The sequence below is a fragment of the Rhodococcus sp. AD45-ID genome (assembly GCF_003023755.1).
GTDB lineage: Bacteria > Actinomycetota > Actinomycetes > Mycobacteriales > Mycobacteriaceae > Rhodococcus_F > Rhodococcus_F globerula.
Genome location: NZ_PYHL01000002.1, coordinates 1317424 through 1337904, shown reverse-complemented (window position 1 = coordinate 1337904; position 20481 = coordinate 1317424). Strand labels below are relative to the sequence as shown.

Genomic DNA, 20481 nt, shown 5'->3' with positions numbered 1-20481 from the left:
TGAGAGCGGATCACAAATGCGGCAAAACAGGACTATCGTCCTGCATATAATGGCGAAAAGTCCCGCGGTAAACAAACTGGCGGGTCAGATACCCTCACCATAGGGCACCAAACGTCACAGGTCTTTGTGCGCCAGATCCACGGCCTCGAGCGTCAGGCGAGAATCATCGACCATGGCGCGAAGTATCCGCTGAAACCGGAATGCAAGATCACGGGCCTCTGTCGGCGGAGCAATGCAGTTCACGTAGCCGACGGCTCGGGAACTACCCGTCTGACTCGGTAGCGAGATGTACAGTTCTGGCATGTCGGCAAGTTCGAATCCGACTGGCACCCCGCCCATCACGGCCCGGAACCGTGGATGCGTATCCATCGGCGATTGCGCAAATACCAGTGTCCTGAACAGCGGACCGTAGTCGAGTGAACGACGCTCGCCCAGCGCAGCCGCCACCGCGGACAACCGGATATCCGCGTGGATCAGCGCGTCGACAACTGCATCGTCGGTCCGCTCGATCAACCGGGTCAAACTCTCCGCGGTGTCGATGGTCAAACGAAGTACGACGTGATGGGCGTACATCGAGGCAAAGTTGTCCGGGTGCGGCGCACCATACCCTCGAAGCGGGACCCCGATCGAGACCTCCGAGACTGAACCTCGTCGACGCAGCAATCCTGCGACGGCCGCGTGATACAACACGAACATGCTGGTGCACATCGATGCTGCCAGCGATTCGAGCTGTCGATACAGCTGTGGGGAGATGATGACCGGCGCCGAGGAACGCTCACCTGCGAGCATAGGAAGCAAACCCAACGTCGGGGCGGGTGTCGACAACGCCTCACGCCAATACTCCAAGTTACGGGCCTGCAACCCAGCTGAATCCGGTGTCGTGTCAGCTCGCGGATCGACATCCGCCACGAGGGTCGCCGCGTCGCTGGAACCGATCAAGGCAAGAAGTTCACAAAAACTGCGATGGTGCTCGGTGAGGATTTCCTCGGAATACAGATCAGGATGCGCTGCAAAATCGACCTGAATGCCGCTCGTTTCGGAGTGCGACTGGAGCGTGACATCCAAATCTTCGACGGGGCCCGCAGACTCGAGATGCAGCACACCCCGCGCGTCGCCAAGCGTGATTCCAGATGGAAACAGATTCAATGCCAGAACCGGTGCGCGATTCGGTTGCTGGTCGCGGTAGCGGCGGTGCCGAATCGCACCCACCAATTCGACTTTGACTGCCCGCACCAATTCACCAATTCGGCAGTGCGGATCGAGCATGACGCGCAACGGCACGATATTCGACGCGCTTGCACCGGCCACCCGCGCAGTCGACGACGTCGGCGCCGGCGTCGGAATTCGAAGAACTACATCACGAGAACCCGTCATGCGCCCGAGATACAAGGCAAATGTCGCAATGAGCACCGTGGACAGGCTCACGCTCTCCGCTTCGGCGATGCCTTCGAGAGAGGCAATGACATGTCGCGGCACAGTTCCGGTTCGGACGTTGGGCAATGCCACAGCCGTCGCGGTTTCAGCCGCCAGCGACATTCGGGTCGGCGCACCCGCAAGCGTTGCGTCCCAATACTTCTGATCCTGGATCCAGCGTTTCGACACACGGTAGCCGACCTCGGTGTCGACTGCCGTACGAGGCGAATATGGCGAATCCGGAGCCGTGTTCCGCACGGCCGCGGTGTAGATCTCGGCCGCTCGAATCATCATCGACCGGCAGCCGGCAACATCGAGCGCGATGCGATGCACTCGGGCGTACCACAAGCAGTGCTCGTCACCCAGAACGAGAATGGCCCACTGTGCCAGTTGCTCGGTCGACGGGTCCATCGGCCGAGCCGATTCGCGCTGCATCCAGTTCCGGGCCACGGTGTGTGGATCCGATTCGGTTCGAAGATCTACCACGTCGAACGAATTCGCGCCCCGCTTGCCACCATGACTCATGACAACACCCTGCGCCGGTAGCAGTGATCGGCATCCGAATTCACGGCTGGCGAGTGAACTAGCAGCTTTCAGGGTGTCGACGTCCAGTTTTCCTGCGACGTCCACGTAGTGGCTGACCGTCAGTGGAACGTCGGGCCGAGAATGCTGCGCCTCGAGAAGTTCCTGCTGCTGCGGCGAAAGAACCGTGAGTTGACCCTGACGAGACGACCGGCGATCGCGCGAGGTTCCGAGAGCACGGTGTCTATCGGAACTGCCTTTCACGCGGATCTCCCTTGGGATGTTCGGTACGAAAACAGCAAAATGCCTTCGCTGGTAAATATCGCGCGAACACATAACTCCGTTACCGGACATAACGCCTAACGCCGGCACCTTGGTCAGGTACCGGCGTCAGAGGGGAAAAGCATCAGTGGATCAGACTGTGAAACCCAAAGCTCGAAGCTGTTCGCGTCCGTCTTCGGTGATCTTGTCCGGGCCCCACGGCGGCAGCCACACCCAGTTGATCTTCATGTCGGTACACAGGTCGCTGCGAACCAACGCGCCGCGAGCCTGATCCTCGATCACATCGGTCAGCGGGCACGCCGCCGACGTCAGCGTCATGTCGATCGTGACAACGCCGTCGTCCTCGAAGATCCCGTACACAAGACCGAGGTCGACGACATTGATTCCCAGTTCGGGGTCGACAACGTCGCGCATGGCTTCTTCGAGTTCGTCGAGTCGTTCCGGTGAGGGCAGTGTTCCGGAACCCTGCGCGCCACCGAATTCCGCAGTGGAATCGGGATTGGGGTTCACCGGAGCGGTGGCCTCGGACTCCTGTGTTGCTTGTGTCTCGGTCATGATCCCTGTCCTCTAGTCGTGTCGACCAAATCACTGCTGTTGTCTCGAGCATTCACGGCACCACCGTCAACAATCTGGACAACTGCATCCTTGAACGCCATCCATCCGAGCAACGCGCACTTCACACGTGCCGGGTACTTCGAAACTCCCACAAAGGCAATGCCGTCACCGAGAACGTCTTCGTCGCCCTCGATCTTGCCGCGACTGCTGACCATCTCGTTGAAAGCTGCCACGGTCTCGAGCGCATCCGTGACCTTCATGCCGATGACAAGGTCGTTGAGCACCGACGTCGACGCCTGGCTGATCGAACAGCCCTGACCGTCGTACGACACGTCAGCGACGGTGTCGTCGTCCGCGATGTGCACGCGCAGTGTTACTTCGTCGCCACAGGTCGGGTTGACGTGATGAACCTCGGCGCCGAACGGCTCACGAAGGCCGCGGCCGTGCGGATGTTTGTAGTGATCGAGGATCACTTCCTGATACATCTGCTCCATACGCATGATTCAGTTCAACTCCCCTGCAACACCGAAAAATTCCTGGGCACGCTTGATCGCCGCAACCAGCACGTCGATTTCCTCAGCGGTGTTGTAGAGGGCAAACGACGCACGGGCCGTAGCCGCGACCCCGAGGCGGCGGTGCAGTGGCCAGGCGCAGTGGTGTCCGACGCGGATGGCTACACCCTCGTCGTCGAGAATCTGACCGAGATCGTGGGCATGGATGCCGTCGACGACAAACGAGATTGCGCCGCCGCGGTTTTCAGCGGTCTGCGGACCCACGATGCGTAGGCCGTCGATTGTCGAGAGCTTCGCGAGTGCGGCTTCGATCAACGCATGCTCGTGTGCGGCAATCGCATCCATTCCGACATCGCTGAGATAGCGCACCGCAGCACCGAGACCGATTACCTGCGAGACCATCTGCGTGCCTGCCTCGAACCGCTGCGGCGCCGGCGCGTACGTGCTGGCTTCCATCGTGACGGTTTCGATCATCGATCCGCCCGTGATGAACGGAGGCATCGCTGCCAACAGGTCGGCCTTGCCGTACAGAACACCGATACCGGTGGGGCCGAGCATCTTGTGACCCGAGAATGCCGCGTAGTCGACATCGAGTGCATGGAAGTCGACTGCCATATGCGGAACCGACTGGCACGCATCGAGAACCACCAGAGCGCCGACCGCGCGGGCCCGCCGAACCAATTCCTCGACGGGCGCGATCGCGCCTGTCACGTTGGACTGATGAGTGAAGGCAACAACCTTGACGGCGTCGGTCAATTCGAGCGAATCGAGATCGATCCGGCCGTCGTCCGTGACCGCGTACCACTTCAACGTAGCGCCGGTACGCCGCGCAAGTTCCTGCCACGGAACAAGATTGGCGTGATGCTCGAGTTCGGTGATGACGATTTCGTCGCCAGGCCCGACGTGCCGATCAAAGCGGTCGTCACCGAGAACGTATGTCACCAGGTTCAGCGCTTCGGTGGCGTTCTTGGTGAAGACGAGTTCGTCGGAATCAGCCCCGACGAACTCCGCGATCAAAGCTCGCGCGTCCTCGTAGGCGTCGGTAGCCTCTTCGGCCAGCTGATGAGCACCCCGGTGAACCGCTGCGTTGCACGTGGTGAGAAATTCCCGCTCGGCGTCGAGCACCTGGAGTGGCCGTTGCGACGTGGCACCGGAATCCAAGTACACCAAAGGTTTTCCGTCGCGCACCGTACGTCCCAGGATAGGGAAATCTTCCCGAATCCTGGTGACGTCGAGCTCGCGCACCGAGGTGGTCATCGCGCTTATGCTCCCTGGGTTGCTGAAGCGTCCGCTGTGAAACGAACGTAGCCGTTGGTCTCGAGCTCATCGGCCAATTCCGGTCCGCCGGACTCGACGATGCGGCCACCGACAAAGACGTGAACGAAATCGGGAGCGATGTAGCGCAGGATGCGCGTGTAGTGCGTGATCAGCAGAACGCCGCCGTTCTCGCGCTCCTTGTAGCGGTTGACGCCCTCGGAAACGGTGCGCAGCGCGTCGACGTCGAGACCGGAGTCGGTCTCGTCGAGGATCGCGATCTTCGGCTTGAGCATGCCCAACTGAAGGATCTCGTGGCGCTTCTTCTCGCCGCCGGAGAAACCTTCGTTCACGGAACGCTCGATGAACGCGGGATCGATCTCGAGCTCGTTGAGAGCTTCCTTCACTTCCTTGACCCAGTGGCGAAGCTTGGGGGCTTCGCCGCGCACTGCGGTAGCTGCGGTGCGCAGGAAGTTGGACATGGAGACGCCGGGAACCTCGACGGGGTACTGCATCGCCAGGAACAGGCCGGCGCGAGCGCGCTCGTCGACGCTCATCTCGAGGACGTTCTCACCGTTGAGGGTGATGGAACCGGAAGTGACCTGGTACTTCGGGTGACCTGCGATGGCGTACGACAGCGTCGACTTGCCCGAGCCGTTGGGGCCCATGATCGCGTGCGTCTCACCGGAGCGGACCGTCAGGTCGACACCTTTGAGGATCTGGATGGGCTCGGCGTTGGCGTCGCTGTTGGCAACCTCGACGTGCAGGTCACGAACCTCGAGGACCGAGGTGGCCGGTGTGGTGCTGTTGTCACTGGTAGACATGAAATTCCTTCAAGATGAGAAGTATGAGGGCGGTCAGGAGCCGACTGCTGCGAGTTCGGCTTCGACTGCGGCTTCGAGGCGATCGCGCACCTCGGGAACAGCGATCTTGTTGATGATCTCGTGGAAGAACCCACGCACGACCAGACGGCGTGCCTGATCCTCCGGGATGCCGCGAGCGCGCAGGTAGAACAACTGCTCGTCGTCGAAACGACCTGTAGCGCTGGCGTGTCCGGCTCCGACGATCTCGCCGGTCTCGATCTCGAGGTTCGGCACCGAGTCGGCGCGTGCACCATCGGTGAGGACGAGGTTGCGGTTGAGTTCGAAGGTGTCGGTTCCCTCGGCTGCCGCACGAATCAGAACGTCGCCGATCCACACGGTGTGCGCATCAGGCTTGCTCGAATTCGGATCGCCCTGGAGTGCGCCCTTGTAGACCACGTTGGACTTGCAGTTGGGCTGGCTGTGATCCACGAGCAGACGCTGTTCCAAGTGCTGTCCGTCGTCAGCGAAGTACACACCGAGCAGTTCGGCGTCGCCACCTGGTCCGTCGTACTTCACCGTTGCCGAGAGACGAACGAGGTCGCCGCCAAGGCTGATCGCCGTGTGGCGAAGAACTGCATCGCGGCTGAGGCGAGCGTGATGCGACGTGACGTGCACGGCATCCTCGGCCCAATCCTGAACTGCGACGACGGTCAGGTGCGCACTGTCGCCGAGTACGAATTCGACGTTCTCCGCGAAGGTTCCGCTGCCGCGCTGATCGAGGACAACGGTCGCCTTCGCGAACTGAGCCAGACGAATCTGGGTGTGACCGTAGGCAACTGTGTCGGCGCCTGCGCCTGTCATCGTGACGACGACGGGCTTCTCGACCTCGATCTCGGCTCCGATCGAAATGACCGTCGCTGACTCGAAGCTCGAGTATGCCTGCGCTGCAATGCGATCGGCAGGGACGCCGGCCTTGCCGAGGCGCTCGTCGTCGCGGCCGACAGTCTCGACGGTGACATCGCTACCGGCCTCGACGTCGACCGTGATCTGAGCGTTGGCAACGGCACTGCCGTCGTGCAATCCGCGCAGACGACGCAGCGGGGTGAACCGCCAGATCTCGTCACGTCCGCCGGGAACCTCGAATGCATTGACGTCGAACGAGGAGAACTGCTCACCCTTGTTCGTGATGGGTGAGCCTGTGGCTGCACCCTTTACAGGAGCGGTCGGGTTCTCCCCGACTACAGCTCCGATGACACCGGTCTCTGGCGTGGTCACTAACCCACAGCCCCTTCCATCTGAAGTTCGATAAGGCGGTTGAGCTCGAGCGCGTACTCCATCGGGAGTTCCTTCGCGATGGGCTCGACGAATCCACGGACGATGGTGGCCATGGCCTCGTCCTCGGTCAGACCACGGCTCATCAGGTAGAAGAGCTGATCGTCGCTGACCTTGGAAACAGTGGCCTCGTGGCCCATCGTGACGTCGTCCTCGCGGATGTCGACGTACGGGTAAGTGTCGCTGCGGCTGATCTGGTCGACAAGCAGAGCGTCACACTTGACGGTCGACTTGGAACCGTGGGCACCCTTGTTGACCTGCACCAGACCGCGGTACGACGCGCGTCCACCGCCACGGGCGACGGACTTGCTGATGATGGTGGACGACGTGTGCGGAGCCAGGTGGAGCATCTTGGCGCCGGTGTCCTGGTGCTGTCCCTCGCCCGAGAATGCGACGGAGAGAACTTCACCGCGGGCGTACTCGCCCATCAGCCATACGGCCGGGTACTTCATGGTGACCTTGGAACCGATGTTGCCGTCGATCCACTCCATGGATCCGCCGGCTTCGACCTTGGTGCGCTTGGTGACCAGGTTGTAGACGTTGTTGGACCAGTTCTGGATGGTTGTGTAGCGGCAGTGGCCGCCCTTCTTCACGATGATCTCGACAACTGCCGAGTGCAGTGAATCGGACTTGTAGATCGGCGCGGTGCAACCTTCGACGTAGTGCACGGAGGCATTCTCGTCGACGATGATCAGGGTGCGCTCGAACTGACCCATGTTCTCGGTGTTGATGCGGAAGTACGCCTGCAGCGGGATGTCCACGTGGACTCCCGGCGGAACGTAGATGAACGAGCCACCGGACCACACCGCGGTGTTCAGCGCGGAGAACTTGTTGTCGCCGGCCGGGATGACCGATCCGAAGTACTCCTTGAACAGCTCCGGGTGCTGCTTGAGACCGGTGTCGGTGTCGAGGAAGATGACGCCCTGCTGCTCGAGATCCTCACGGATCGAGTGGTAGACGACCTCGGACTCGTACTGAGCGGCAACACCGGCAACGAGGCGCTGCTTCTCCGCCTCGGGGATGCCGAGCTTGTCGTACGTGTTCTTGATGTCCTCGGGCAGGTCTTCCCACGACTCGGCCTGCTTCTCGCTGGACCGGACGAAGTACTTGATGTTGTCGAAGTGGATACCTTCGAGGTCGCTGCCCCAGTTCGGCATCGGCTTCTTGTCGAAGGTGCGCAGAGCCTTGAGGCGGATGTCGAGCATCCACTCCGGCTCGCTCTTCTTCGCGGAAATATCCCGCACGACAGCCTCGGAGAGTCCGCGCTGTGCGCTGGCTCCGGCTACGTCGGAATCGGACCAGCCGTAGCCGTAGTGACCGAGGGAAGCGATGGCCTCTTCCTGCGAGAGCGGCTCGGTGCCTGCAGCTGCAGTGGTAGTCGCCTGGTCTGATGTGACGGTCATGCGAGCTCCTTCCGGAGTCTTGTTACTTGACGGCTGCTCCGCCGCGACGAGGGCTGAATTCGACGCGAGGAACATTTCTGACTGTGAAGAACTAGCGAAAAACTTTGGGAACTAGCGGATCGGGAGGTTTCATCTACTCCCGTTCGATACGAGGGGAACGTGTGTCGTGCAGGCGCAGTCACCGTTCGCGATGGTGGCCAAACGCTGAACGTGCGTGCCGAGCAGTTGCCGGAACGCTTCCTGTTCCGCGTCACACAGTTCCGGAAACTCCTCTGCCACATGGGAAACCGGGCAGTGGTGCTGGCAGATCTGCACGCCGTTACCCACCGGCCTGGTCGACGCGGCAAATCCGACGGCGCTGAAAGCGTCGGCGATGGCATCTGCCGTCTCCGCAACGGCGCCGAGGTCGGCGGGATCTGCCGGTTCGACATCTCCCACAATTGCCTGGACCCGCCGCTTGGCGAATTCCTCGATCGCGGCGTCTCCACCGATTTCGCGGAGTTGGCGCATTGCTGCCCCGGCAAGATCGTCGTACGCGTGACCGAGACGCCCACGTCCAGTGGCGGTGATCTGAAATTGCTTGGCCGGACGCCCGCGTCCACGCTGACGGAGCGACGACGCGGATGCGGCGCGGGCTTCACCGGACTCGATCAACGCGTCGAGGTGACGCCTGACACCGGCCGCACTCAAACCGAGTCGCGTGCCGATTTCGGAGGCTGTAATGGGCCCTTCTTCGAGGAGCAGTTTGACCACCGCTGCCCGAGTCTGGCCTTCGACACCCACCGCTACCGGCATTACGACAGGACTCTGCGAGGCAGCTGCAGTGGACTGACCTGCAGCTTCCTTGCTTTGAGTGCGAGTCGCATTTCTTTTCACAACACAAGTGTGACGGAATTCTTTTCGCAGGTCTACTAAGGGCAACCTGCATTACATTTGGGAATAGGCGGACTGCCCGCATTGTTCACAGTTGTCCGAGCCCTGCGCACGAGCCGCTAGGCTTCCTGGGTGCCGCAGACCCCCACGCAGAAGACGACCGCGCAGTCGACCCGCGCGATCCTGCTGGACAAGCCGAAACAACTTGTCCTCTCCACCCTCGGTGTCCGGCCGTTCGGATCCAAGCCCCGGCAATCCGTGATGGCGACGCTGCACGGCGACGAGGACGAGCGCCCCGGCCTGAACGAGAAGGAGACCGCTCAGCTTCGCGGAATCAGGCGTTTCGGCGCCACAGGCACCGTGTTGATGGCGGTTGGCGCACTCGGTGCGGGTGCGCAGCCTGTACTCCAGAATCCGACGGCCGGACTACGGGTGCTGAGTCTCCCCGGACGAATGCCGACTGTCTCGTTGACGATGACAATGACCGGAACTGTTCTGGTTGTCCTGGCGTGGCTCATGTTGGGCCGATTTGCCGTCGGTGATCTGCGAACTCGCGCCGGCGCGCCGCGCCGCATGAGCAGATCACAACTGGACCGCACGCTGTTGCTGTGGATTTTGCCGCTGACCGTCGCACCGCCGATGTTCAGTCGCGATGTGTATTCGTACCTGGCGCAGAGTGAGATCGCGGCACGCGGACTCGATCCGTATCTCATCGGCCCCAAAGCCGCGCTCGGCGTCGATCACGTGCTCACCAGAACTGTTCCGACGATCTGGCGTGACACCCCGGCACCGTACGGACCGTTCTTTCTGTGGCTTGGACGCGGCATCAGTTCACTGACCGGCGACAACATCGTTGCCGGAATCTTCCTTCATCGCCTGCTCGTTCTGGTGGGCGTTGCGTTGATCGTGTGGGCACTGCCCCGCTTGGCCAAGCGGTGCGGTGTCTCTGCGGTCAGCTCCCTGTGGCTCGGCGCCGCCAATCCCCTCCTGCTGTTCCATCTGGTTGCCGGCATTCACAACGAAGCCCTGATGCTCGGTCTCATGCTCGCCGGAATCGAGGTGGCGCTGCGCGCGGTCGAAGGCGCCGGCCCGATCCGAGGTCGCTCGCTTGCTCTGTTGATAGCCGGTTCCGGCCTGATCGCGTTATCGGCGACCGTAAAGATCCCGTCCCTGCTTGCACTCGGTTTTGTCGGAATGGCGTTGGCCCGCCGGTGGGGCGGAACCTGGAAGTCCTTCTTCTCGGCGGCGCTGCTGCTCGCCGGCGTGACCGTTGTCGTGATCGGCGTCATCAGCGTCGCCAGTGGCTTGGGTATGGGTTGGATCAACACGCTCAACACCGCAACAGCCGTGCGAAGCTGGATGTCGATACCCACGCTTCTTGGCGTCGGGACCGGATTGGCCGGAGTGCTTCTCGGACTCGGCGACCACACGACGGCGATTCTCACCATCACCCGCCCGATCGCATATCTGGTCGCAGTGCTGATCACGGCCAGAATGATGGTCTCCGTCTACATGGGACGCCTCCATCCCGTCGGCGGGCTCGGAATCGCCCTCGGCGCGATCGTGCTGCTCTTCCCGGTTGTGCAACCGTGGTACCTGCTCTGGGCGATACTCCCGCTCGCAGCCTGGGCAACCGCTCCGATATTCCGCGTCCCTGCCGTGGTGTTCACGTCGATCGTGAGCGTCATGCTCATGTCGAACGGCGCCGAATACCTGCCGTTCATGATCGTCCAAGCGGTCGTCGCGACGATCATCACCGCTTTCGCGTTGATCTACCTCACCCGGAATTCCCTGCCCTGGCGTAGCGAGAAACCAGTAGCGGAAATCACGAAAACCAGACCAGTGGACGAAGGCAACTCTGCCGGGGCTTACGCTGATTCTCCGTGACCTCGAGTGCAACAAGATCGTCGACGCCTGCCGTGCGGATAGAAGGCGTCGTCAAATCGTTTGACGGTGTTCGTGCCGTCGACGGTATCGATCTCACCGTTGAAACCGCGCAGGTCGTTGCCCTTCTCGGCCCCAACGGCGCTGGTAAGACCACTACGGTCGAGATGTGTGAAGGCTTTGTCACCCCTGATTCCGGAACGGTCCGAGTACTCGGACTGGACCCGATCGCCGATTCCGGTGAAGTTCGTTCGCGGATCGGCGTCATGCTCCAAGGCGGCGGCGCGTACCCCGGCTCCAAAGCCGGCGAAATGCTCGACCTCGTGGCCTCGTACTCCGCTGATCCTCTCGATCCCACCTGGCTTCTGTCCAAGCTCGGATTGACCGACGCACGGCGAACTCCGTATCGACGGTTGTCCGGTGGCCAGCAACAACGCCTGTCGTTGGCCTGTGCACTGGTGAGCCGACCGGAACTTGTCTTCCTCGACGAACCGACTGCAGGCCTCGACGCCCAGGCCCGTCTCCTCGTGTGGGAGTTGATCGATGCATTGCGCCGCGACGGTGTCAGCATTCTCCTGACCACTCACCTCATGGACGAAGCTGAAGCACTGGCCGACGAACTGGTCATCATCGACCACGGCCGCATCGTCGCATCGGGCACTCCCGCCGAAGTCACCAGCAAGGGAGCCGAGGGTCAATTGCGACTGACCACGATGTCCGGACTGAGTGTCGATTCACTTGCACTGTCCCTCGCCGGGGAATTCCGAGTGAGCGAAGCCAATCCGGGGACATACTTGATCGAAGGCTCGATCGAACCGTCGACGGTGGCGACGGTGGCGACATGGTGTGCCGAACAAAATGTCCTGATCAATGACATTCGCGTCGATCAACGTAGTTTGGAAGACGTCTTCCTCGAATTGACGGGTCGTGATCTGCGGGGATGACGGGAAACAAGGTCGTGAACAAAGCCGTGTCGAATAGCCAGAACAATGCTTCGGCGAACAGCGCCCGGGACCGACGGTTGGCTGACAATCGCTTCGAGCCCGGTACGTTCTCCCCCGATCCTCGCCCCAACTCTGCGGCGAAGATGATGGCGGCTCAGACCAAGCTCGAATTGACGTTGTTGCTGCGCAACGGCGAGCAGTTACTGCTGACTATGCTGATTCCCATCACGCTGCTGATCGGACTGTCCCTCCTGCCCCTGGGCGATCTGGGGGATTCAAGGGTCAGCAAAGTATTGCCCGGCGTCATGATGGTGGCGGTGATGTCCACCGGATTCACCGGGCAGGCAATCGCAGTGGGCTTCGACCGCCGATACGGCGCACTCAAACGTCTTGGCGCTACACCACTTCCGCGGTGGGGAATCATCGCCGGCAAGAGCGCAGCCGTCATCATCGTCGTGGCATTGCAATCGGTCATACTCGGCCTGATCTCCCTGGCGCTTGGTTGGCGCCCGACGCCGACGGAACTGGCGATCGGCGCGGTGGTCATCGCGCTGGGAACCGTTACCTTCACCACACTCGGACTGCTCCTCGGCGGCACATTGCGTGCGGAAATCGTTCTGGCACTTGCCAATGTCCTGTGGTTTGTGATGGCAGGCATCGGCAGTGTCGGACTGATCAGCGAAGACATCCCCGACGCGCTGCACACCTTGGTACGCCTGGTTCCGTCCGGCGCCTTGGCCCATGCACTCGACTCGGCCCTCGCGTCCTCGATGGACTGGTTCTCGATCGTCGTGCTGCTCGTCTGGGCTGTGATCGGCGGAGCCTGCGCCGCACGGTGGTTCAAATTCACGTGAGCATTTCGCGGAAGGCACTCCGGATAGCCGGCGCAACCAGTGCGCTGATGCTACTTGCTGCCGTTCCGTCAACCGCGTCGTTGCCGACTGCGGGCCCGCTGGCACCGGCCAATCCCTACCTCGGTCCGGTCGGCACAGCAACGATGCACGGCGACGCCGGTTCGTCCGACGTCACGCCCCTCCCAGGGCCGGGCATCGAACCTCACGAAGTCACCGCGTTTCCTCTGATGTCGGCGTGCCCGACAATCTTGCAAGGTTCCGACGGCCTGATCGTCTCTCTGTGCACCACGATGCTCGGTCAGATCCCGACCATTCACCTCATCGATCCCAAGGCCGAGGCGTCACCGTTCGGCCGATCCGTCGCGCAGTTGCCCCTGGCTAAGGGCAGCCTGCTCGGTGGCGTCTACGCATACCTCGACCACGAGAACCGACTGGTTGCCGTCGACGGCAATCGTCAACTCGTTCGCATCGCGCATGCTCAGAACCCCGACGGAACCTGGCGTCTGGAACTCTCCGACGTCATCGACCTCTCCGGGGTTGTCGCAGCCGACGACAATGTCACCGGGCTGGCGCCGGACTGGACCGGCAATGTCTGGTTCGCGACCGGCCACGGCACCGTCGGCGTTGTCGGCACCGATCGAATCGCTCACACCATCGACCTCCCCGAAGGCGAACAGGTTCAGAACAGTATTTCCACCTCGCCCACGGGAACGGCCGTCGCCACCACTCATGCGCTGTACCAACTCAGCCGCAAGGGCGACGATATCGCCGTCGATTGGCGTCAGCCGTACAACCGCGGCCCCGCAAGGAACCCTGGCCAGTTGAGTTGGGGAACAGGATCGACACCCACGTACTTCGGGCCGTCGACGGGCAGTGATTTTGTCACGATCATCGACAACGCTCACCCGACTGTCAGCGTCCGGGTCTATCGGTCAGATACGGGTGCCGAAGTATGCTCCCAACCCGTCCTGACCGCAGCCGGCAAGGACGGCTCACCGAGCGGCAGCGAGAACTCCCCCATTGCGATCGGCCACTCCATCTACGTAGCCGGCACCTACGGGTATCCGTATCCGACCACACCGGAAGGCGCCGGTCCGGCAGTTCCCGCCACCGCACCCTTCAATGGCGGAATGACGCGCGTCGACATCGATCCGGTTGGCTGTCATGTTGTGTGGGACAACACGATTCGAAGCTCCGCAGTCCCGCATCTATCCACGGCTGACGACAACATCTACACAGTGACGCGCAACGGCTCAGCCGATACGACGCCACTCGACGGGTACTCCTTTGCCGTCATCGACTCGAAGGACGGAACCCAGATCGGGTCCACGACGATGCCGGCCACCGCGGTGCACGACACCCTGCAGATGTCGGCCCTCATCACCGCGTCCGGCGAGTATTACCAGGGAACGATTTCCGGAATTGTGCGCGTTCGCGCGTACTGACTCAGGACACCGAGGACCCCCCGCCGCGCTCGACACCTATCCCATTCACATCAGCAGGATTGAGCGCGTCGGCTTTAACAGCAGTATGAAACCGCTGGATGCGAACGCGTCGGGGCGGTGGGCAACCACTGCACATGCATCTGTTCGTGTGCCAGGCTCAGATCATGATCTGGTATCAGAGATTCATGCCGCCCGTCGCCAAAGAGTTGGGTGCAATCGCACACGGTCCGATGCTGTTGGCCCAAGTGGAAGGCGTGACTGTGGGACTACGGTCGATTGTGGCCTACACATCGGGGCTTGAACTCGCAGTTGTCGTGGTAGCGAAAGGCGTTCACGCTGACGCGCTACGACGTCAATACGCAGCGCCGGCGATCACCGATCCTGAAACCGGCCGACGCCGACCCGGCGAGACGCATGGGAGACCTTTACGGTTGAGAGCTCTCGAGGACTCGGTGCTTCAACCCATTCGGCACAGAGATGGCCAGGGATACGAGAACTCCGAGATGCAGCAGCGCGAGTACCTATTTGAGCTGACGCCATTGCCTGACACAGAGGATCTACCCCTCCTCGCAGAGTGGCCAGAGATCGGTCTCGGACCTGTCACTACTCACCTGAAGCTGCCTCCACCCGCCGTACTGGCGGCAGCGATCATTCCACTGCCGTAGTCCCTGAGAGACCGGCGATTCGACCTGCTCCTCGACTGTCACAGGTCGGCGATGATCGAGATCCTCAGATCCGCCGCATCACCGAAACAACTTTGCCCAATATGGTTGCGTGGTCGCCGTCCATGACCTGGTATGCCGAGTTGCGGGGCTCGAGGTAGACGTGGCCGTTACGGCGTCGGAGCACCTTCACCGTGGCCTCACCGTCGATCATCGCGGCCACTATCTCGCCCGAATGGGCCTCGTCCTGACGGCGCACCACCACAACATCGCCATCGCAGATCGCGGCGTCCACCATCGACTCACCGCGCACTCGCAGCCCGAACACAGTTCCGGAGCCGACAAGTTCGCGCGGGAGTTCCAATACCTCGTCAGTGTGTTCTTCGGCGAGAATCGGTGCACCGGCCGCGATATCGCCGACCACCGGCACCTCGACACTGTTGTTCGACGAACCCCCCTTGATTCCGACCAGGAAGGGCCGGACGTCCAGTTGCCGAGCCATCGCCGTGCCCCGGCGGAGGAATCCCTTTTCCTCGAGGCTCTTGAGGTGTTTGGATACCGACGACGTCGACCGCAGACCTACCGCGTCCCCGATTTGCCGGGTGCTCGGCGTGGATCCGTTTGTGGTCACCCAGTCCCGAATTGTGGCGAGAATCTGCTGCTGGCGGAGCGGGAGGGTGGAGGCGTCGAGGCCACCGAACATGTCGAGTTCGTCGTAATGCGTCACTCGGAGAATCGTAGTGAGGGGTGCCGACAGTCTTCTGCACTAGGGCGGGCTGCCCCGACGACAGGGGGCAGACGCGGAGCGGGCTGCCCCAACGACAGGGGGCAGACGCGGAGCGGGCTGCCCCAACGACACTGCGTAGTTGTTGGGGAACTACCATCGTTGGCGTGGTGAATCGTGTGTATGCCGGATTTTTGAGCTTGGTGGATCGCCTGCCTCTCCCCTCGCTGAAGACGCAGAAGATCATCGCGTTCATCGTGATCTTGACCCAGGGCGGTATTGCTGTCACAGGTGCGGTTGTGCGTGTGACTGCGTCGGGGCTGGGTTGCCCGACCTGGCCGCAGTGCTTCCCGGGCAGTTTTGTTCCGGTCGGCCATGGTGAGGTCGCGATCATCCATCAGGTTGTGGAGTTCGGAAACCGGCTGCTGACCTTTGTGGTTGTGATTGTCGCGGCTGCGATCGTCCTGGCTGTGACGCGTGCGCGTCGTCGCCGCGAGGTTCTGGTGTACGCGTGGATGATTCCGCTCGGCACGGTCATTCAGGCGATCATCGGCGGAATTACCGTCCTCACAGGGTTGCTGTGGTGGACGGTTGCTATTCACCTGGTTGCGTCGATGCTGATGGTGTGGATCGCGACGGTTATGTACGCGAAGATCGCCGAACCTGATGACGCAACCACGCTGATCGTGATGCCGAAGCCGCTGCGCTGGCTCGCGGCACTGAGTGGTGTGGCTCTTGCCGGAGTTCTGGTCGCGGGAACGCTCGTGACGGGTGCCGGCCCGCATGCCGGCGACAAGAGTCTTGACCGGACGGTTCCCCGCCTCGAAGTCGAGATCGTCACCCTGGTTCATCTGCATTCACAACTACTGGTCGGCTATCTGGCCTTGGTCGTCGGTTTGACGTTCGGCCTTTATGCGGTCGGAACATCCGCTGCCGTAAAGAAGCGCCTGCATGTTCTGCTGGTCCTGATTGTTGCCCAGGCGCTGATCGGCGTTGTTCAGTACTTCACCGATGTACCGCAGATCCTCGTGATCCTGCATGTCGCGGGTGCCGGTCTGTGCACGGCAGCAACGGCGGCGGTGTGGGCAGCCGGAAAGGTCAGACAAGACGTTCCGGCAGCATCCGCAGTAGCGGCCTGAAACCACCTGGCGGTCAGCGAACCATCCGCTCCCTTGCGGTGTCGCGTCGCTTCCCCACCGGCACGGACGTAGTGGCCTCAGCCAACCCCATGACGGGCATGTTCACGTAGACCGATTCGTGCTGCCCGCTTCCGACGCGGTATGTCTCGTGATAGACGCCCACATCGCCACTCTTGCCGACGCGCCGGTTGAATGCCCTCCAGGCCGGCAAATGTGGATCGTTCGGGTTCTTCGCGAACGCTTCGAGGTCGTCGAAGCTTCGCCAGTACTGGATCACGGTAATCGTGCGCCCACCCCAGGACATTCGTGCCCCGAGCATCCCCTTGTCCGGCGATCGCTGCAGTTCTCGAAGCATTCGAGGCATCGCAACAAACGCGCCGAACCACTTGTGGATCTTCCAGAGCTTGTTGAATCTCATGCCGATGATGAAAACCACAAACTGGCCGTCGACGTCCGCGGTATATCGGCCGTTCTGAACTTGATGTCGATTCATGAGAACCCTTCCATCGCAGCTTCATGTTGCCCATTACGGATAGTGACACTATCTATAATGGATAGTGCTACTATCCAAACGTGAAGTCAAGGGCAAATCTGTGAGGATCTCCGAGCTCAGCGCCCGAAGCGGAGTATCAATCGCTTCGATCAAGTACTACCTGCGTGAGGGCCTGCTCACCAGCGGTCAACAATCAGCCACCAATCAGGCCGACTACGGCGAGTACCACGCGAAGCGACTACGACTGATTCGTTCCCTGATCGACATCGGTGGTCTGTCGATATCGAAAGTTCGAGCCACGTTGGCTGCGATGGAAGACGAAACAGCCCCGATGCACGACGCATTCGGGGCGGTGATGCACGGACTCGACGAAATTCCGACCGGCGACCTGTCCGCCGATGTCATGGCGGCGTACGACGAGGTGCAGGTGTGGCTGAGGCACAGGAATTGGAAAATCGAGGATGACGCTCCAGCGGCGTACCGACTCGCGGAACTCGTCGCGACTCTGCGCCGGTTCGGCTTCCCGGCAGCGGTATCGGATTTCGACAATTCCGCGGACTTCGTCGAGAGAACAGCCGAAGCCGAAGTTCACTACGCTCGATCCATGCCGGATCGCACCGCTGCCGTCGAGACCATGCTCATCGGGACGGTGATCTACGAGCGAGCTCTAGTCGAAGTGCGGCGGCTTGCGCTCGAAGGTGCCAGTTTCCGACTTGACGAAACCAACTAGATAGACCAATTGCGGCGAAGTTCCTGCCATCAGCTGCCGGAATTCGCCGCAATCAGTTTGTTCAGGCGCCGTTGCGGGCCTTCGGGAAGCGCGTCTGGTGGGCAACCCACCCGGCCATCTTCTTGAAGTGGCCGTCGGCCGGCGTGACGATGCTGGTCAGTTCACGTTCCCACTCGGCAACGGTGACGTTGTCGAAGGACGCGACGACGGCATTTGCCGTAGCAAGATCCTTGACCACCTGGTCGCCGAGAATGCCGTCGGCACCCACGAGAGTGATGCGCACTCCAACAACGCCGACGGGCTGAATGACGGCGCTTGCGGTGCCGCCATGTTCGGCGACGAACTTGGTGATCGCTTTGACCGTCGACTTCGGAAGTTCCGGCGCGGTCGCGGACGGTGTGGCGTCCGACTTCTCGGTATCGGTGCTCATAGCTCGACAATACTGGTCGGTAGTCCGGCCGCAACATGAGGCATGGCCTGAGTTGACGCGACCTCAGGTGTAGAACAGACAAGATGCGAGCCATCTATGTTTCCGAGACCGGCGGACCAGACGTTCTCACGCTGTCCGAACAACCCGAGCCCACGATCGGTGCACACGATCTCCTTGTCCGCACCGAAGCCATCGGCATCAACTTCATCGACACGTACTTCCGAATGGGCATGTATGCACGGGATCTCCCCTACATCCCCGGCGACGAGGGAACCGGGATCGTCGAGGCAGTCGGCTCCGAGGTAACGGAGTTCACTGTCGGCGAGCGGGTGGCATGGGCGGCAGCAACCGCAAGCTACGCCGAAAAGGTGGCTGTCGCGTCCACTGTTACAGTAAAAGTTCCCGACGGTGTCCCTGCGCCGGTTGCCGCGTCAGCACTCCTGCAAGGCATGACCGCGCATTACCTCTCCAAGTCCACGTACCCGATCCAGCCGGGTGACACGGTGCTTGTGCACGCCGGTGCCGGCGGCGTCGGATTGATCCTCACGCAGATGGCAGTGAGTCTCGGCGCCAAGGTCATCACAACGGTGTCGTCAGATGCCAAAGAGCAACTGTCCCGCGAGGCCGGTGCGTCGGAGGTTTTGCGATACGAGGACGACATTGCGGCCCGGGTACGTGAGTTGACCGGCGGTGAAGGTGTCGCGGTGGCCTACGACGGGGTGGGTGCAACGACGTTCGATGCAAGCCTGGCGTCGGTACGAATCCGCGGGACCGTCGCATTGTTCGGGGCTGCCAGTGGCGCTGTGCCGCCGGTTGATCCGCAGCGGCTCAACAGCGCGGGTTCACTGTTCCTGACACGGCCGACGTTGGCTCATTACATTCGTACGCCGGAGGAACTGCGGTGGCGGGCCGGCGACGTCTTCGACGCCATCGCTGCGGGCACCTTGAAGATTCGGGTGGGTGCGCAGTATCCGCTGGCAGATGCTGCCCAGGCTCATCGTGATCTGGAAGGCCGGGCAACTACGGGATCGATCGTGCTGATTCCGTAGGTTCGTGACTGCAGTCGGTCAGCTGAACATTTCGCTGATCGTCTGCAGTCCCAGCACCGAGTCGATAGCTAGGCCCACGAACAGCACGGACAGGTAGTTGTTGGACTGCAAGAAAAGCTTGAGTGGCTTGACCTCTGCGCCGCCGCGGACTCCGCGGTACAGCTGGTGAGCGAGGAGCAAGAACCAGGCACCGGCCAGCAGAGCAACGATCGCGTAGACGAGACCGGCTGCGGGAACGAGAATCAGGCTGGTGACAACCATTGCCCAGCTGTAGAACAGGATCTGCTTGGTGACGTGCTCTTCGGTGGCGATGACCGGGAGCATCGGGACGCCGGCAGCCTTGTAGTCCTCTTTGTAACGCATCGCGAGAGCCCACGTGTGGGGCGGCGTCCAGAAGAAGATGATCAGGAACAGAACAAACGGTTCCCAGCTGAGCGAACCGGTAACAGCGGCCCAACCGACCAAGACGGGCATGCAGCCTGCGGCGCCGCCCCAGACGACGTTCTGCCACGTACGACGCTTGAGCACCATGGTGTAGATCAGGACGTAGAACGCGATGGTGATGACAACGAGGACACCGGCCAGCAGGTTGGCGCGCCACCACAGCCACGCGAACGACGCCAGTCCGAGCGCAAGACCGAAGACCAGCGCGTTGCGCGTCGGGACGGCTTCTCGGGCCAGCGGGCGCTTGGCAGTGCGCTTCATGACCTTGTCGATATCCGCGTCGACGACGCAGTTGAGGGAGTTCGCGCTCGCGGCGCCCATCCATCCACCGAACAAGGTGCTCAGCACCAACCACAGGTCGACATTTCCGCGATCAGCCATGAGCATCGCCGGAATTGTTGCCACCAGGAGCAATTCGATGACTCGCGGCTTCGTGAGCGCGATGTAAGCCAGAACCTTCCCCATTGCGCGACCCAGAACGGTGTTCTGATTGGTCGCCCGCGGGGCTGCTCCGGGGCTGCCGAAGCCATGTCCGCTCGGCTGTTGCCCTGTCCGCACGTTCTCTCCTTGCACCACGCGTTACCGCACTATCTCTTCACGACACACTGCTGACACTTCTCTGGACTATCGCATTTGCTACTACGGACGATGGTAGACCGCGGTCATCGTGGAACCGAATCGACCCGGACAGCCAGGACCATTAGGCTAGGTGACGCAGCGGAGGGACACCTCTC

General features: G+C 61.6%; 20 protein-coding genes. 8 read left to right on the top strand and 12 right to left on the bottom strand.

Annotated elements, in window-relative coordinates:
- Positions 1-114 precede the first annotated feature (114 nt).
- The 8 genes from C7T36_RS22520 to C7T36_RS22485 form a co-directional block, all read right to left on the bottom strand.
- Positions 115-2199: a condensation domain-containing protein gene (locus C7T36_RS22520; RefSeq protein ID WP_045067706.1), complete on the bottom strand. Its 2085-nt coding sequence runs from the start codon at positions 2197-2199 to the stop codon at positions 115-117.
- 150 nt (positions 2200-2349) lie between these two features.
- Positions 2350-2772, bottom strand: coding sequence for a metal-sulfur cluster assembly factor (locus C7T36_RS22515; RefSeq protein WP_033232097.1), 423 nt, complete (start codon positions 2770-2772; stop codon positions 2350-2352).
- Positions 2769-3272, bottom strand: coding sequence for a Fe-S cluster assembly sulfur transfer protein SufU (sufU, locus tag C7T36_RS22510; RefSeq protein WP_033232098.1), 504 nt, complete (start codon positions 3270-3272; stop codon positions 2769-2771). Before sufU ends, C7T36_RS22515 begins: the two co-directional genes overlap by 4 nt.
- A 3-nt stretch (positions 3273-3275) precedes the next feature.
- A complete protein-coding gene (locus C7T36_RS22505) occupies positions 3276-4541 on the bottom strand; it encodes a cysteine desulfurase (RefSeq protein WP_045067705.1) in 1266 nt (421 codons plus the stop codon).
- 5 nt (positions 4542-4546) lie between these two features.
- Positions 4547-5362 carry a Fe-S cluster assembly ATPase SufC gene (gene sufC, locus C7T36_RS22500; RefSeq protein WP_033232100.1) on the bottom strand — a complete coding sequence of 272 codons (816 nt, stop codon included), beginning with the start codon at positions 5360-5362 and terminating at the stop codon, positions 4547-4549.
- A 33-nt stretch (positions 5363-5395) separates the two neighbouring features.
- The gene (sufD, locus tag C7T36_RS22495; RefSeq protein ID WP_045067704.1) at positions 5396-6616 is read right to left on the bottom strand and encodes a Fe-S cluster assembly protein SufD; all 1221 of its coding nucleotides are present in this window, start codon (positions 6614-6616) and stop codon (positions 5396-5398) included.
- On the bottom strand, positions 6616-8076 hold the full coding sequence (gene sufB, locus C7T36_RS22490; RefSeq protein ID WP_033232102.1) for a Fe-S cluster assembly protein SufB: 1461 nt from the start codon (positions 8074-8076) through the stop codon (positions 6616-6618). Before sufB ends, sufD begins: the two co-directional genes overlap by 1 nt.
- A 129-nt stretch (positions 8077-8205) precedes the next feature.
- Positions 8206-8871: a metalloregulator ArsR/SmtB family transcription factor gene (locus tag C7T36_RS22485; protein ID WP_080711642.1), complete on the bottom strand. Its 666-nt coding sequence runs from the start codon at positions 8869-8871 to the stop codon at positions 8206-8208.
- A gap of 210 nt (positions 8872-9081) precedes the next feature.
- Between C7T36_RS22485 and mptB the strand changes: the two genes are divergently transcribed.
- From mptB to C7T36_RS22460, 5 genes are all read left to right on the top strand, one after another.
- The gene (mptB, locus tag C7T36_RS22480; protein ID WP_045067703.1) at positions 9082-10836 is read left to right on the top strand and encodes a polyprenol phosphomannose-dependent alpha 1,6 mannosyltransferase MptB; all 1755 of its coding nucleotides are present in this window, start codon (positions 9082-9084) and stop codon (positions 10834-10836) included.
- Positions 10833-11777, top strand: a complete 945-nt coding sequence (locus tag C7T36_RS22475; protein ID WP_045067702.1) for an ABC transporter ATP-binding protein — start codon at positions 10833-10835, stop codon at positions 11775-11777. Before mptB ends, C7T36_RS22475 begins: the two co-directional genes overlap by 4 nt.
- Positions 11774-12631, top strand: a complete 858-nt coding sequence (locus C7T36_RS22470) for an ABC transporter permease (RefSeq protein WP_080711635.1) — start codon at positions 11774-11776, stop codon at positions 12629-12631. The genes C7T36_RS22475 and C7T36_RS22470 overlap by 4 nt, the downstream gene beginning before the upstream one ends.
- Before the next feature lie 47 nt (positions 12632-12678).
- Complete coding sequence (locus tag C7T36_RS22465; protein WP_267951253.1) at positions 12679-14076, top strand: hypothetical protein; 1398 nt, start codon at positions 12679-12681, stop codon at positions 14074-14076.
- A gap of 134 nt (positions 14077-14210) precedes the next feature.
- On the top strand, positions 14211-14741 hold the full coding sequence (locus C7T36_RS22460) for a hypothetical protein (protein ID WP_045067701.1): 531 nt from the start codon (positions 14211-14213) through the stop codon (positions 14739-14741).
- A gap of 64 nt (positions 14742-14805) precedes the next feature.
- Here the strand turns inward: C7T36_RS22460 and lexA are convergent, their stop codons facing one another.
- Complete coding sequence (gene lexA / locus C7T36_RS22455) at positions 14806-15465, bottom strand: transcriptional repressor LexA (protein WP_033232108.1); 660 nt, start codon at positions 15463-15465, stop codon at positions 14806-14808.
- A gap of 164 nt (positions 15466-15629) precedes the next feature.
- On the opposite strand from lexA, the gene C7T36_RS22450 reads away from it, so the two are divergent.
- Positions 15630-16601, top strand: a complete 972-nt coding sequence (locus C7T36_RS22450) for a heme A synthase (RefSeq protein WP_172935494.1) — start codon at positions 15630-15632, stop codon at positions 16599-16601.
- Between the two features lie 13 nt (positions 16602-16614).
- On the opposite strand, the gene C7T36_RS22445 is transcribed toward C7T36_RS22450, so the two are convergent.
- A complete protein-coding gene (locus C7T36_RS22445; protein ID WP_045067700.1) occupies positions 16615-17094 on the bottom strand; it encodes a DUF4188 domain-containing protein in 480 nt (159 codons plus the stop codon).
- Between the two features lie 100 nt (positions 17095-17194).
- Here C7T36_RS22445 and C7T36_RS22440 point away from each other — a divergent pair, with 100 nt between their 5' ends.
- A complete protein-coding gene (locus C7T36_RS22440) occupies positions 17195-17824 on the top strand; it encodes a MerR family transcriptional regulator (RefSeq protein ID WP_045067699.1) in 630 nt (209 codons plus the stop codon).
- Positions 17825-17885: 61 nt separating this feature from the next.
- Here C7T36_RS22440 and C7T36_RS22435 read toward each other — a convergent pair whose 3' ends face one another.
- Complete coding sequence (locus tag C7T36_RS22435) at positions 17886-18254, bottom strand: hypothetical protein (protein WP_033232110.1); 369 nt, start codon at positions 18252-18254, stop codon at positions 17886-17888.
- Positions 18255-18337: 83 nt separating this feature from the next.
- On the opposite strand from C7T36_RS22435, the gene C7T36_RS22430 reads away from it, so the two are divergent.
- Complete coding sequence (locus C7T36_RS22430; protein WP_045067698.1) at positions 18338-19303, top strand: quinone oxidoreductase; 966 nt, start codon at positions 18338-18340, stop codon at positions 19301-19303.
- 18 nt (positions 19304-19321) lie between these two features.
- Here C7T36_RS22430 and C7T36_RS22425 read toward each other — a convergent pair whose 3' ends face one another.
- Complete coding sequence (locus C7T36_RS22425; RefSeq protein WP_045068066.1) at positions 19322-20305, bottom strand: heme o synthase; 984 nt, start codon at positions 20303-20305, stop codon at positions 19322-19324.
- Positions 20306-20481 lie beyond the last annotated feature (176 nt).